At 51.7% G+C, this 14202-nt stretch carries 11 protein-coding genes; 9 read left to right on the forward strand and 2 right to left on the reverse strand.

The window, feature by feature from the left end; translation table 11 throughout:
* Positions 1-143: 143 nt before the first annotated feature.
* Both ACEN86_RS06545 and ACEN86_RS06550 read left to right on the forward strand, forming a co-directional pair.
* Complete coding sequence (locus tag ACEN86_RS06545) at positions 144-2333, forward strand: (Fe-S)-binding protein (protein WP_495633511.1); 2190 nt, start codon at positions 144-146, stop codon at positions 2331-2333.
* Positions 2330-4735, forward strand: coding sequence for a 3-hydroxyacyl-CoA dehydrogenase/enoyl-CoA hydratase family protein (locus ACEN86_RS06550; protein WP_495633512.1), 2406 nt, complete (start codon positions 2330-2332; stop codon positions 4733-4735). Before ACEN86_RS06545 ends, ACEN86_RS06550 begins: the two co-directional genes overlap by 4 nt.
* Positions 4736-5141: 406 nt before the next feature.
* Here the strand turns inward: ACEN86_RS06550 and ACEN86_RS06555 are convergent, their stop codons facing one another.
* Positions 5142-5384, reverse strand: a complete 243-nt coding sequence (locus tag ACEN86_RS06555; RefSeq protein WP_495633513.1) for a hypothetical protein — start codon at positions 5382-5384, stop codon at positions 5142-5144.
* A gap of 96 nt (positions 5385-5480) precedes the next feature.
* Here ACEN86_RS06555 and ACEN86_RS06560 point away from each other — a divergent pair, with 96 nt between their 5' ends.
* The 4 genes from ACEN86_RS06560 (at position 5481) to ACEN86_RS06575 (ending at position 10740) form a co-directional block, all read left to right on the forward strand.
* Entirely contained in the window at positions 5481-6665 is a 1185-nt protein-coding gene (locus ACEN86_RS06560) for an acetyl-CoA C-acetyltransferase (protein WP_495633514.1), read from the forward strand.
* Between the two features lie 27 nt (positions 6666-6692).
* A complete protein-coding gene (locus ACEN86_RS06565; RefSeq protein ID WP_495633515.1) occupies positions 6693-8474 on the forward strand; it encodes an acyl-CoA dehydrogenase FadE in 1782 nt (593 codons plus the stop codon).
* A 28-nt stretch (positions 8475-8502) separates the two neighbouring features.
* The gene (locus ACEN86_RS06570) at positions 8503-10197 is read left to right on the forward strand and encodes a long-chain-fatty-acid--CoA ligase (protein WP_495633516.1); all 1695 of its coding nucleotides are present in this window, start codon (positions 8503-8505) and stop codon (positions 10195-10197) included.
* 93 nt (positions 10198-10290) lie between these two features.
* Entirely contained in the window at positions 10291-10740 is a 450-nt protein-coding gene (locus ACEN86_RS06575; protein WP_495633517.1) for a PaaI family thioesterase, read from the forward strand.
* A 241-nt stretch (positions 10741-10981) separates the two neighbouring features.
* Here the strand turns inward: ACEN86_RS06575 and ACEN86_RS06580 are convergent, their stop codons facing one another.
* On the reverse strand, positions 10982-11842 hold the full coding sequence (locus ACEN86_RS06580) for an SDR family oxidoreductase (RefSeq protein WP_495633518.1): 861 nt from the start codon (positions 11840-11842) through the stop codon (positions 10982-10984).
* A gap of 173 nt (positions 11843-12015) precedes the next feature.
* Between ACEN86_RS06580 and ACEN86_RS06585 the strand changes: the two genes are divergently transcribed.
* From ACEN86_RS06585 to fdhD, 3 genes are all read left to right on the forward strand, one after another.
* The gene (locus ACEN86_RS06585; protein ID WP_495633519.1) at positions 12016-12363 is read left to right on the forward strand and encodes a hypothetical protein; all 348 of its coding nucleotides are present in this window, start codon (positions 12016-12018) and stop codon (positions 12361-12363) included.
* 187 nt (positions 12364-12550) lie between these two features.
* Positions 12551-13228, forward strand: coding sequence for a hypothetical protein (locus tag ACEN86_RS06590; protein WP_495633520.1), 678 nt, complete (start codon positions 12551-12553; stop codon positions 13226-13228).
* 109 nt (positions 13229-13337) lie between these two features.
* Positions 13338-14159, forward strand: a complete 822-nt coding sequence (gene fdhD, locus ACEN86_RS06595) for a formate dehydrogenase accessory sulfurtransferase FdhD (protein ID WP_495633521.1) — start codon at positions 13338-13340, stop codon at positions 14157-14159.
* Positions 14160-14202: the final 43 nt, after the last annotated feature.

Genomic DNA, 14202 nt, shown 5'->3' on the forward strand with positions numbered 1-14202 from the left:
TTTGGCCTAAGATTTTACTATATAAGACGCAGTTACCCATGTTCACCTGTGTGGGCACGCACCTTATATAGACATATGTAACCGCTTACGAAGGCTTGGCCGTCACGATCAATATCTACTCGGCAGAAAGGACGGATGCTCCGATGCTATGGCAAATTGTTAATCTTCTCTTGTTTCTTGCAGTAACCGGGTATGGGATTTATTTGTTCTACAAGGCTGTGTACCACCGCTGGCTGTATGTGAAGCTCGGCAAGCCGTCCGACTTTCGCAACAAGAGCGAGGGGAGGTGGAGGGAATTCCTGACGCAAGTGTTCGGGCAGAAGAAGCTGCTTAAAGATCCGAAGAGCGGCATCATGCATATCGTTATTTTCTATGGATTCATCATTCTTCAGTTCGGTGCTCTGGATCTCATTATTAAGGGATTGACGAGAGGCGATGGACATCTGCCCCTTCCTGGCTATGAAGTATTTGGACTGCTCCAGGAGATTACGGTGCTGCTCATTCTCGTCGCTATGGGCTACGCCGCATACCGGCGCTACGGGGAGAAGCTGGCGAGACTTAAGCGAGGATTCAAGCCAAGTATTGTTGTGATCTTTATTTTCTCCCTGATGCTTTCGGTGCTGCTGTCTCTTGGATTCGAACGAGTATGGCTCGCGCTGCCGGCCTCGGGGTATGCGCCCATCTCGTCAGCGATTGCAGGGGTGTTCGGCTCTATAACGGCCACGGCCGCCGCAGCTCTATTCTATATTTTCTGGTGGGCACATTTGATCATTCTTCTCGCCTTCCTGGTCTATGTGCCTCAGTCGAAGCATTTTCACCTGATTACCGCCCCGATCAATATCTGGCTTCGCCGATCTGAGCCGGTTGGCCGGCTTAAGAAGCTGGATCTGGAGGACGAAGAAGCTGAATCGTTCGGCGTCGGCAAGATTGAGGATTTCACCCAGAAGCAGATGATTGATTTCTATGCCTGTGTGGAATGCGGGCGGTGCACGAATGTATGTCCGGCTTCGAACACCGGCAAGGTGCTGTCGCCTATGCATCTGATCACCAAGCTTCGGGATCATCTCACAGAGAAAGGAACAGCTATAACAGGAAAATCTCCCTATGTGCCGGAGTTTGCTTTTGCCGGGGGGAGCGGTGCGCATGCCCTTACGGGGACTCAACAGCATGAACTGGATTGGAACGACACCGGAATTACGGATATCCGTCCAACCCTTGCCTGGCAGAAGTCAGTATGGAACTCCAGTGAAAAGTCGCCGCAGGAGCTGAATCTGGTTGGTGATGTGATGACCGAGGAAGAGATCTGGTCCTGCACGACCTGCCGCAACTGTGAGGATCAGTGCCCGGTAGGGAATGAGCATGTCGACAAGATCATCGATCTTCGCAGACATCTCGTGCTTATGGAAGGCAGCATGCCCCATGAAGGGCAGCGGGCCCTGCAGAATATTGAGCGCCAAAGCAATCCTTGGGGACTGAACCGAAATGACCGCGCGCAGTGGAGCGGTGAAGTGGAAGGTATCAAGGTGCCAACTGTTAAGGATCAGCCTGATTTTGAATATTTATTTTTCGTAGGATCCATGGGTTCTTATGATCTTCGCAGCCGTAAGATTTCTCGTGCCTTTGCGAGACTGCTGAATGAATCTGGAGTAAGCTTTGCGATTCTTGGCAACGAGGAGAAGAACTCGGGTGATACACCGCGCCGGATGGGGAACGAGATGCTGTTCCAGCAGCTGTGTATGGAGAACATTGAGACTTTTGAGAAATATGGGGTTAAGAAGATCGTCACCGCCTGCCCTCATACGTTCAATACGCTGAAGAATGAATATCCGGATTTCGGGCTTGAGGGGGTTGAAGTGCTTCATCATTCACAGCTGCTCGATCAATTCATCAAGGAGGGCCGGCTGCAGCCCCGTCATGAGGTGAAGGAACGTGTGACGTACCATGATTCCTGCTATCTGGGCCGGTACAACAACGTGTATGAGGAACCCCGCAATGTGCTTAGAGCCATCCCAGGTGTAGAGCTTGCCGAGATGGCACGTTCCCGGGAGAACGGGATGTGCTGCGGCGCCGGCGGAGGCATGATGTGGATGGAGGAATCCTCTGGCAAAAGAGTCAATCTGGCGCGAACCGAGCAGGCGCTTGAGGTGAACCCCACTGTGATCAGCAGCGCGTGTCCCTACTGCCTGACCATGATGGAGGACGGCACGAAGATGAAGGAAGTTGAGGACCGGGTGAAGGCAAGAGATATTGCTGAACTGCTTGAGCTGTCCGTCTTCGGCGGTACTCCGGCACACCCTAATCATGAACTTGAATTGGAGGCTGGCAGGTTATGAATTTATCCATTCGTAAAGCGGCCGTTATCGGCTCAGGTATTATGGGTTCACAGATTGCAGCACACCTGGCGGGTGTAGGGATCAAGACGATGCTGCTGGATATCGTACCGAAGGCATTAACGGAGGATGAAGTCGGCAAGGGTCTGACCCTTGCAGATCCGGCAGTTCGGAGTCGATTCGCCATATCCGCAATCAAGAAGCTGTCCAAGATCAATCCGGCACCTCTCTATGATCCGGCGTTCGCGGATCGAATCACACCCGGGAATCTGGAGGATGATCTGACCTCCCTTGGGGATGTGGACTGGATTATTGAAGTGGTTGTGGAGAATCTTGAGGTGAAGAAGAACCTGCTGAAGCAGATTGAACAGCAACGTAAGCCGGGGACCGTCGTTAGTTCTAACACCTCGGGCATATCCATCAATGCGATGGCTGCAGATTGCGGGGAAGAGTTCCAGAAGTATTTTCTCGGTACCCATTTCTTCAACCCTCCACGGTATATGAAGCTTCTGGAGATCATTCCGGGCGAGAATACGGATCCCGAGCTGGTTAGTGCGATGAAGGCTTTCTGCGAGAAGGTGCTTGGCAAGGGAGTTGTTCTGGCCAAAGATACCCCCAACTTCATCGCCAACCGGATCGGGACGTACGGATTGCTTGTGACCCTGCAGGAGATGCAGAAGAACGGCGGTTATACGGTCGAGGAAGTGGATGCGGTGACCGGGCCTGCGATGGGCCGGCCGAAGAGTGCGACGTTCCGGACGCTGGATCTGGTAGGACTGGATACCTTCGTTCATGTCGCAGACAACGTGTTCCAGAATGTGACGGACGAACAAGAAAAGGCGGTCTTTGATACGCCGGATGTGCTGAAGAGGATGACGGAGCTGAAATGGCTGGGGGAGAAGACGGGAAGAGGCTTTTACCTTAAGCAAAAAGGGGAAAAGGGCAGCGAGATCCTGTCTCTGAACATAGCGACGATGGAATATATTCCGCAGCAGAAGCCAAAAGGTGCCTCGCTTGAAGCGGCCAAAGCCGCCAAAGGCACTAAGGAGAAGCTAAAGGCGCTCTTGTCCGGCAAGGACCGGTATTCGGAGCTGGCCTGGAACATTCTAAGGCCAGTGCTTCTCTATTCCGCCGAGAAGGTCGGCGAGATCTCGGACTCCATCGAGGAAATTGATGATGCCATGAGATGGGGCTTCTCTTGGGATCTTGGACCGTTCGAGACCTGGGATGCCATCGGGCTGGTTCGTTCAGTCGAGCGCATGGAAGCGGAGGGCTTAACCTTACCACAGTGGGTAAAGGACTGGTTGGCGGCGGGCCACACCTCCTTTTATAAGACAGAAGAAGGTCAGCTGTACTCAGTTCATATCGGATCACAGCAGTATAAGCAGACCCAGCAGGCGCCTGAAGTGATTTCACTTCGCAGGCTCAAGGAGCAGAACAAGGTGATTAAAGGCAATTCGGGAGCGAGTCTGATCGATCTTGGAGAGGGAGTTGCCTGCCTGGAATTCCACTCGCCTAATAATGCGATTGGGGAAGACATCCTGTCGATGCTGCAGCAGAGTGTAGAGGAAGTCCGGAAGAACTACCTTGGCCTGGTGATCGCCAACCAAGGCAGGAACTTCTGCGTCGGGGCCAATATTATGCTCCTCTTGATGGAGGCCCAGGACGAAGAATGGGATGAGATTGACGACATTATCCGCATGTTCCAAAGCACCATGTATAAGGTCAAGCGGCTGGAAAAGCCAGTCGTTGCCGCACCGCATCGGATGTGTCTGGGGGGAGGGGTGGAAGCCTGTATGCCTGCGGACCAGGTCATTGCCTCAGCCGAAACCTATTATGGGCTTGTCGAAGTGGGCGTGGGGCTCATTCCGGCAGGGGGCGGCTGCAAAGAATTCGCGCTTCGCGCAAGCCAGAGTCTTCTGAATGCGGAAGCGGATCTGCAACCCTATCTGAATCAAGTATTCGAAACCGTTGGCATGGCCAAAGTATCGAGCAGCGGGTATGATGCCAAGCGGCTCGGGTATTTGAAGTCCTCCGATCGGGTTGTCGCTAACCAGGATCACTCGATCTATGAAGCGAAGCAGGCCGTGCTTGGCCTCGCTAGATCCGGCTACGAGCCGATCCCAGAGGAGAAGATCCGCGTTGCCGGTACGGAAGGCAAGGCCGTCCTGCAGCTTGGAGCGATCGGTATGAGGCAGGGCGGCTACATTAGTGACCACGACCTGCTCATTGCCAAGAAGCTGGCCCACGTGCTGGCCGGAGGCGATGTCCCTGCCGGAACGCTCGTGACGGAGCAGTACATGCTCGATTTGGAGCGGGAGGCCTTCCTCAGCTTGTGCGGGGAGCCGAAGACGCAGGCCCGCATGCAGCATATGCTCACGAAGGGCAAGGCGCTGAGGAACTAAGAGCGAGAAACGGAGGCAGCGAATCCAATGCCGGAACTGTGTAGCTGCGGAGTAATGGGGCAGCGGACCCAATGTCGGAACTGCTAGCAGCGAAGTAGCGGAGGAAGCGGAACAATCCTGAAGAAGCGAAGCGCTCGCCTTTGTCCCCGGATTTGAACATTGCAGGAGTTAATTCAGCAAATCCGGGGACAACAGCGATCGTAAGGATGTTCCGCATCCGGAGTGGGCATCTAAGGTGGAACGGTCCGCAGCGGGAATGTCTGGTCAAGGTAGACGGCATGCATTCAAAGTGGTTGCCGATGGGACTAAACCGAAGCCGGAGTGACAACGCCCAAGGTGGAAAGATCCGCTTGCAGAGCAGAATTCCGACAAGGAGAAAAGGTCTTCAGTTCTTGATCGGCAATAGTCATTGCCGAGTCGAAGTGTCGGAACTGCTAGCAGCGAAGTAACGGAGGAAGCGGAACAATCCTGAAGAAGCGAAGCGCTCGCCTTTGTCCCCGGATTTGAACATTGCAGGAGTTAATTCAGCAAATCCGGGGACAACAGCGATCGTAAGGATGTTCCGCATCCGGAGTGGGCTTCCAAAGTGGGACGGTCCGCACACGGAGTGGGCTTCCAAAGTGGAATGTTCCGCATCCGCAGTGGGCATCAGAAGTGGAAACCTCCGCATCCGGAGTGGGCATCGACAGCGCGAAAAGTTCCACATGCAAATCCAACTTAACTTCCCAAGGAGTGTGAGAACACGATGAAAGAAGCTGTAATTGTATCGATGGCGCGAACCGCCATAGGCAAGGCGAAGAAGGGAAGCCTTACGCAGACCCGTGCCGATGATCTCGGCAAGGTGGTGCTGGAAGCCGTGATTGAGCGGGCGCCAGGACTTAGGAAGGAGGATGTCGAGGATGTCATTATTGGCTGCGCCATGCCGGAGGGGGAGCAGGGGCTGAATTTTGCCAGAATCATGTCGCTGTATGCCGGCTACCCGAACACGGTCCCTGCTCTTACGATCAACCGCTTCTGTTCCTCGGGACTGCAGTCAATTGCTTTTGCAGCTGAACGAATCATGCTGGGAAATGCGGATGTGATGGTGGCGGGAGGCGTAGAGAGCATGAGTCATGTTCCGATGACGGGCTTTAAGATCTCTCCGAATTTGAAGCTGGTGGAAGAAATGCCGGAAGTATATATCGGCATGGGGCATACGGCTGAGCTTGTAGCTGAGCGGTTTGGCATCTCCCGCGAAGATCAGGATGCCTTTGCGGCACGCTCGCATCAGAAGGCAGCCGCGGCTATTGCGGAGGGCAAATTCAAGGAGGAGATCGTTCCTTTTGAGGCTGAGCTCACTCGTGTAGATGATAAAGGGAACTTACAGAAGAAGAAGTTCGTCTTCGACACGGACGAAGGGGTGCGAAGCGATACATCCGCCGAAGGCCTTGGCAAGCTGAAGCCAGCTTTTAAGATAGGCGGTTCGGTTACAGCCGGAAATTCCTCACAGGTGAGTGACGGAGCGGCAGCGGTCGTCGTGATGAGCCGCGAGAAGGCCGATGCGCTTGGCCTGAAGCCGCTGGCGACGTTCCGGTCTTTTGCGCTAAGTGGGGTTGAACCGGAGATAATGGGAGTTGGTCCTGTCAAGGCAATTCCCAAAGCACTTAAAATGGCAGGCATCACACTGGAGGATGTGAGCTTGTTCGAGATTAATGAGGCTTTTGCAGCCCAATGTGTGCAGGTCATTCGGGAGCTTGGAATCGATGAGGAAAAAGTGAATGTGAACGGCGGTGCCATTGCGCTGGGCCATCCACTCGGTTGTACGGGTACGAAGCTGACAACAACAATGATCAGCGAGCTTCGCAGAAGAGGCGGCGGCTATGGTGTGGTATCCATGTGCATTGGCGGGGGAATGGGCGCAGCCGGCGTATTTGAAGTTCATGCAGGATAACATGAATCTGGAGAGGAGCAAATAATCATGAGTATAGCGGTGAACAAAGTGATTGGTGGAAGCTTTATGATTCAGGACGTTGACTATCAGCAGATCGTAACCCCGGAGGATTTCACCGAAGAGCATCGCATGATTGCCAAGACTACCCAGGATTTTGTTGAAGGTGAAATTGTTCCTCATGACGAAGAAATTGAGAAGTTGAACTACGAACTAACCGTGGATTTGCTTCGTAAAGCCGGAGAGGTGGGCCTTCTCGGAGCCGAAGTCCCGGAAGCGTATGGCGGACTTGGTCTAGACAAGGTCAGTGCAACGCTGATTAGCGAGAAGCTGACCCCGGCGTCCGCTTTTGCCTTATCGGTTGGAGCCCATGTCGGAATCGGTACACTGCCGATCGTCTACTTCGGTACCGAAGAACAGAAGCTGAAATATCTGCCTTCGCTCGCTTCAGGTGAGAAAGTTGCCGCCTACTGCCTAACCGAACCTTCCTCTGGCTCCGACGCATTGGGCGCGAAGACAACCGCCACACTTAGTGATGACGGTGAATATTATATTCTGAACGGCAGCAAGCAGTTCATTACGAATGCAGGATTTGCGGATGTGTTCATCGTATATGCGAAAGTGAACGGCAAGGATTTCAGTACTTTTATCGTGGAGAAGGAGATGGAAGGGGTCAGCATTGGACCGGAAGAGAAGAAGATGGGGATTAAAGGCTCATCTACTTGTCCCCTGATCCTAGAAGATGTGAAAGTCCCGGTAGAAAATCTGCTGTGGGAAGTTGGCAAAGGCCATCTCATTGCCTTCAACATTCTGAATATCGGCCGCTTCAAGCTTGCCGCTGGGTGTGTAGGCGCATCCAAGGATACCCTCGCACTTGCAGCAAAGTATGCGAATGAGCGGACTCAATTCGGCAAAGCCATATCCTCGTTCCCGCTGATCGGCAAGAAGCTGGCCGAGATGAATACCCGAACCTTTGTGCTGGAAAGTATGGCCTACCGCACCGCAGGATTGTTCGATATCGGCCTTGCTGAGGTGGACCATACCAGTGAAAATGTAGGATACCAGTCAGCGAAAGCCATTGCAGAATACCAACTGGAGTGCTCCATCAATAAAGTATTCGGTTCGGAGGCGCTGGATTTCGTCGTTGACGAAGGCGTGCAAATCCACGGTGGCTACGGCTTTATCCAGGAATACCGTGTTGAGCGGAATTACCGGGATTCGCGGATCAACCGGATTTTTGAAGGGACGAATGAGATCAACCGGCTGCTGATTCCTGGCACACTTATCAAACGCGCGATGAAGGGCGAGCTGCCTCTTATGCAGAAAGCTATGGCCCTGCAGGCTGAGCTCATGCAGCCAATTCCTGGCCAGACCTTTGAGGGAACACTCGACCAGGAGACGCATCTACTTCATATGGCCAAGAAAATTTTCCTGATGACCGGCGCGCAGGCTGTGCAGAAATACCAGCAGAAGCTTGAGGAACAGCAGGAGATTCTCAGTCATCTGGCAGATATGATGATTCAGGTCTATGCGATGGAGAGTGCACTCCTAAGAACACGCAAAATGATTGGGCGTTCCGGGGAAGCCAAAGCCGAGCTCGCGGTTCTGATGACAACCGTGTTTGTTCAAGAGGCTTTTGGGCAGATCGAGACCTGGGCCAAAGAAATCCTGGCGGCCATGGAGACGGGGGACACACTTCGCACCCAGCTGTCTGTTCTGAAGAAGCTTACGAAGAGAGCTCCCGTTAATACGATAGAGATGAAGCGCAGCATCGCTGCCAAAGTGATTGAGGCGGAGGAATACGTACGGTAACCACTGTTTAAGAATTGGGGTGTCCTGAATGCTGAACAAACCATGGTTCAATCATTACCCGGATGAGGTCCCGCATTCTTACGATTATCCGAAACAGAATCTGGCCAAATTTCTAATCGATTCGGCCCACCAGTATCCTGATCACATAGCGCTCGATTTTATGGGCAAGAAGATCAGCTACAGTTCTCTGCTGAAATCCGTATACCGCTTTGCGAATGCCCTGCTTCGGCTGGGTATTCGCAAAGGCGACCGGGTAGCCATTATGCTGCCGAACTGTCCTCAGGGCGTTATTGCATATTATGGCACGCTGTTAACGGGCGCCGTGGCGGTGATGACCAACCCGCTGTACGTTCCAAGGGAGATTGAGCATCAATTAACCGATGCCGGAGTTCGTCTCGTTGTAACGATGGATGCCCTGGTCTCCCGGGTTCAAGAGGCGATGAAGGGTGATCCCCTGGAGTATATCCTGGTGACGGAGATGAAGGATTACTTACCTTTTCCGAAGAACATGCTCTATCCTATTAAAGCTAAGAAGGATGGAATGAGTACCTGGACCGAGTATAACGAACGCGTACTTTCGTTCAAAAAGTGCCTCAAGGATTCTTCCGACCTGCCCTGTCATATCGATGTGAATCCCGACGAGGACTTGGCCTTGATCCAGTACACCGGAGGAACTACCGGGGTTGCCAAAGGGGTGATGCTCACCCATATGAATCTGATCTCCAATACCGTTCAAGCCCAGCTTTGGTTCTACAAAAGCAAGAAGGCGAACGAGAAGTACCTGGCGGCGCTTCCCTTCTTTCACGTCTTCGGGCTTACGGTTCTGCTTAATCTGGCCATTTATAATGCCGGCACCCTGATTCTTCTTCCGAGATTCGAGATCAATCAGGTACTCAGAACGATCGATAAGCTCAGGCCGACTATTTTTCCAGGTGCGCCAACGATGTATATCGCAGTGATTAACCACCCTGAAGTAAGCAGGTATGATCTGTCATCCATCAATATCTGTATCAGCGGTGCGGCTCCCCTACCTGTCGAGGTGCAGGAAAGGTTCGAGCGGATTACCGGCGGTAAGCTGATTGAGGGTTATGGACTTACGGAGGCCTCGCCCGTTACTCATGTCAACAATATTTGGGAGCTGAGAAAAAGCGGCTCAATCGGAATCCCCGTTCCGGATACGGAAGCCCGGATTGTGAATGCTCTGACTGGTGAAGATCTTCCGCTCGGAGAGATCGGAGAGCTTATTGTCCGCGGACCCCAGGTGATGAAAGGATACTGGCAGCGCCCCGATGAGACCGCAGCTTCCCTACGTGACGGCTGGCTCTACACAGGCGATCTGGCGCGCATGGATCAGGATGGGTTCTTCTTCATTCTGGACCGGCGCAAGGATCTGATCATTGCCGGAGGGTATAACATCTATCCCCGTGAGGTGGAAGAGGTGCTGTTCGAGCATCCGGATGTGGAAGAAGCCGTGGTCGCTGGAACCGTTGACCCATACCGCGGTGAGACGGTAAAAGCCTATATCGTCCTGAAAGAAGGCTCCAAAGTGACCGAGGCTGAGCTAAAGAGCTTCTGCAAAGAGCGGCTTGCCGTATACAAGGTTCCGAAAGTATATGAATTTAGGAAAGCGCTTCCGAAGACGCTGGTCGGGAAAGTTCTTCGCCGCAAGCTGATTGATGAAGATGCTGGGAAGCGCCTCCCGGACGACAACGAAGAAGCTTAAAGCCGCGGCAGTGCCTTTATTCTTAGAGTATCGCTGGCTTTATGAACAGAGAAGAGCACAGGAAAGCCAGTCTTCAGAAAGGAGGCCCTAAACTTGGAGACCGAATCAAGGAAGCATGGTCCGAATCTAGAGAGGTTGGAAAAGGCAGCCCGGAACACGTTCTGGGATTATCTCGGCTGCGAGATTGATGAGCTTGATGATCAGAGGGCTGTCGTTTCTTTTGACATACAGCCTCATCATCTTAATCTAATCGGCATCCTGCATGGCGGCGTTCATGCGGCTGTGATCGATTCCGCTATGGGTCTGATCTTAATGTTAGCCAGGCCGGAGTCCAGCATCGTGACGATTAATCTGAATATGAATTATGTCGCACCCGTGAAAGGGGGCAGGGTAATTGTGACCGCCAAAATTATTCACAGTACTCGAAAACTCATGACTGCGGAAGCGTACGCACGCAAGGAAGATGGGGACCTGCTGGCTTTTGGTACAGGAACCTTCCGTGTGCTGGATAGGCCAGCTCAGAATGATAAGCAACCCGGATAGAGAACGGGAATGAGATAGAAGCGAGCTTTAATGAATTGGAATGGGATTATGAGACAGCGTCCATGTGAAGCAGGGTTTATACAAAGTAGAATTCGAGATAAGCACAAAAAAAGCAGGGCTCTGTCATCTAGAGCTCTGCTTTTCTTGTGCTATATATTTGTGATATGAAGCGGACTTCAGGCAGAGCCAGAAGTTGACATGGACAGGGCAGGAACAGGCTTGCATCCTGGTGGATTCAGGCTTATTCCTGCTTTGGCTTGCGGGTCATTTCCGCCAACACATCCCACTGCTGCAGGGTTAACTGTCTGAGGTCATTGAACTGACCTGCACCCTGCAGCCATTCCCCGCCATCGATCGTGACTACCTCGCCATTGATGTAACCGGCATAGTCCGAGACCAAATACGCGGCAAGATTAGCAAGTTCATCGGCGCTGCCCACTCTGCGCAGGGGCACCCGGTTAATCATCTGTTCCTCCAGCTCAGGTGTAGGAGAAAGTCGGGACCATGCCCCTTCTGTAGGGAAGGGACCTGGCGCTATGGCTGCCTGCCGGATACCGTAAGGAGCCCATTCCACAGCTAGCGATCTGGTGAGTGCGAGTACACCTGCTTTGGCGGCAGCCGATGGAGTCACAAAGCCAGAGCCTGTCGAGGCATAGGTGGTTACAATGTTAAGCATCGTCCCCGGATGGCCCTGCTCGATCCATCTTTTGCCGACTTCAAGTGTCATATAAAAGGTTCCATGAAGCACAATATTCAGCACCGCATCCACCGCGCGAGGAGAGAGCCGTTCTGTCGGACTGATGAAATTGCCCGCCGCATTGTTAACCAGAACATCCAAACGTCCAAAATGGGCATAGATCGCTTCAACAAGCGTATGGATCTGAGCGGGGTCGCGTACATCACAGGCATGGTAGAATGCATTGTAACCGCTATCAATTAAGGTGTCACAAGCTGCCCGCAGCACCTCTTCTCTCCGTCCGGTTATCGCTATACTGGCCCCCAGCTGGGCGAACCTCCGGCCCATTGCAAGTCCGAGCCCGGTCCCTCCTCCTGTAATAAGCACAACCTTGTCTTTAAGCAGATCTGTACTAAAAGGTTCCATGGCTCTCATCCTCTTTCATCATTTAGTAGAAAGAAAACATTACATATTTCAAGTATAATATATGCCGTCCTGATCCGGGACATTTACATGGATTATCCCCTGTTGTCACCAGACAAAGTGCTAATTTCTTTCTTGTTCCGCATACAAATGAGGGAGAAGAGGGGAGTGGGAGTGTGGACAAGAAGGTGGAACTATATTTTGAGTTGAAGCAGCAGCACAAGGCAATTGAGCTTCAGCTTGCTGAACTTCGCAGTGAAATAACTGGCTATCTGGGCGATCATAACTTCACCGAGCTTGACATTGGCAGCTATAAGATTAAGCTGGTCCAGCAGGAGCGGAGGGAATTTGATGAGAACAAATTGTATCAGGCACTTCAGGGCCCGGAGCTTTGGCGGCTTGCATCAAGGCCGGATTCCTCCAAAATCTCAAGCCTGCTTAAGCTGAATGTCCTCTCAGAAGCCCAGTTGAAAGATACCTACTCAGTTAAGCCGATAACCCTTCTCCATGTTGAGAAGAAATAGCCTACTAACCAAAAACACATAGACCAAAAACAGACACGGCTTCCTGGTTAAGGATAGCCGTGTCTGTCTGTAGTCATTGAAGACTGGCAGCGGGCATTAGCTAACGCAACCATTAGATGGACTTAAGATTCTCATATGATACAATTTATCCCAGAAGAACTTGGTATTAAAAGGAGGGGCAGGAAACATGCGAGAGGAACAGGAAATATTCACCGGCGAAGGATATAACAGGTCGTACGCAATTGCTACGGGTATGCCGATTTTGAATCTTAGGGGTAGCATACCGCGTGAAAGTAACGGCCAACTACCGTTTCCGTGGGTGACAACGGGCATCAGAATTGATAAAGAACAGATGTTGGAAACCGTTATGAAGCAGAAGACACTCGAGTATTTGTTCAAGATGCAATTCAGTAAGGAGGAAATGACCGACCGCAATTTGGTTGTAGGCTGTTATGAATACAGGGATCCGAATGACAAGGAACAAATAATGCTATATGCGCTGGTTTCGTTGAAGGAATTTCTCGCGAGATACGGCGCGGAACTGGCAGTGGAGATTCTGATGCGAGTTGGCTGCACATACGAGAAGATTATGGAGGAATGCGATGAAGCCATTGAAGAGCACTATGCAGTGCTGCGCCGGGCACTTCATTTGAAGAATTTGAGGGAAAAATATGATGTCGTCTACGAGTGGGTTGAAGAGGAAGGGCAAAAGACGTACATAAACAGATACACCAAATCAAGTTATACGAAGATTAAAGCTAAATCATTCGTAGAGTTGACCAAACTCTATGATGAGCAACGGAAGAAGGATGTAAAGAAGACGTTCGCGACTTTGGAGCCGTTAGAAGCCTTCATGCAAGCATAAGAAGTCCTGGCAGAAAAGTTTACTGTCCGGACCCCATTGGGTAAACAATGGGTACAGAGTGCAATCTCAGTTTTATTATTGCAAATTTAACTAACAAGGATGAAGTCACATGGAATTGCAGCGTGAAGGCAGCGTAATACGATATCAGCGCGGACGGATTAATCTTGAGCGTGATTTGGTTGTTACGGAGCACCCGGTCACCCTGAAGATCAATGGCGAGGAATTCGCCACCCTGGTCTGTTCACCCGAATATATAGAAGATATGGCGGTAGGATATCTGGCATCCGAAGGCGTTATTAAGGACTATCAAGATATCGAAGAGATCTGGGTTCAGGAAAAAGAAGGCTTTGTACACATCAAGACCAGCCGGTGGAATCCTCAGCTTCAGAAGCTGTACACCCAGAGGTATATCACCTCCTGCTGTGGAACAAGCCGCACTGGATTCGTGTTCTTCAATGATGCCCGGACAGCTAAAGTGATGAACGATGTGCATGTTCAGGTTACGTTCAAGGAGATCTTTGAGCTGATGGATGAGGTGCTTCTGCGGGCGGACTTGTTCCAGCGCACCGGGGGAGTGCATAGTGCTGCACTCTGTGATACGAAGCAGATTCTGCTGGCCCGGAGCGATATTGGCCGTCATAATGCTTTGGACAAAATCTACGGTTATTCTCTGAAGCACGGGATGAATCTGGAGGACAAGATCATTGTGTTCAGCGGCCGGATATCGTCAGAAATTTTGCTCAAGGTAGCCAAGATTGGCTGCGAGATCGTTCTGTCGAAATCAGCTCCAACGGCGTTGGCTCTTGAACTTGCCGAGGAGCTCGGCATTACTACAGTGGGATTTATACGAAGTGACTCGTGCAATGTGTATACCCATTCCCGCAGAATTGTAGAATGCCAGGACATGGAGCAGGATGAAATGTTAATCTAATACAATAAGGCAGCATCAAGGCAGATAGAAATGGGGAGAATGC

It is taken from the genome of Paenibacillus sp. Paensp111, from assembly GCF_059492195.1.

What these genes read in the sequence shown, in the direction of transcription:
- ACEN86_RS06545 (WP_495633511.1), top strand. Translation starts at nt 144, where the DNA reads ATGCTATGGCAAATTGTTAATCTTCTCTTGTTTCTTGCAGTAACCGGG.
- ACEN86_RS06550 (WP_495633512.1), top strand. Translation starts at nt 2,330, where the DNA reads ATGAATTTATCCATTCGTAAAGCGGCCGTTATCGGCTCAGGTATTATG.
- ACEN86_RS06555 (WP_495633513.1), bottom strand. Translation starts at nt 5,384, where the DNA reads ATGCCCACTGCGGATGCGGAACATTCCACTTTGGAAGCCCACTCCGTG.
- ACEN86_RS06560 (WP_495633514.1), top strand. Translation starts at nt 5,481, where the DNA reads ATGAAAGAAGCTGTAATTGTATCGATGGCGCGAACCGCCATAGGCAAG.
- ACEN86_RS06565 (WP_495633515.1), top strand. Translation starts at nt 6,693, where the DNA reads ATGAGTATAGCGGTGAACAAAGTGATTGGTGGAAGCTTTATGATTCAG.
- ACEN86_RS06570 (WP_495633516.1), top strand. Translation starts at nt 8,503, where the DNA reads ATGCTGAACAAACCATGGTTCAATCATTACCCGGATGAGGTCCCGCAT.
- ACEN86_RS06580 (WP_495633518.1), bottom strand. Translation starts at nt 11,842, where the DNA reads ATGGAACCTTTTAGTACAGATCTGCTTAAAGACAAGGTTGTGCTTATT.
- ACEN86_RS06590 (WP_495633520.1), top strand. Translation starts at nt 12,551, where the DNA reads ATGCGAGAGGAACAGGAAATATTCACCGGCGAAGGATATAACAGGTCG.
- fdhD (WP_495633521.1), top strand. Translation starts at nt 13,338, where the DNA reads ATGGAATTGCAGCGTGAAGGCAGCGTAATACGATATCAGCGCGGACGG.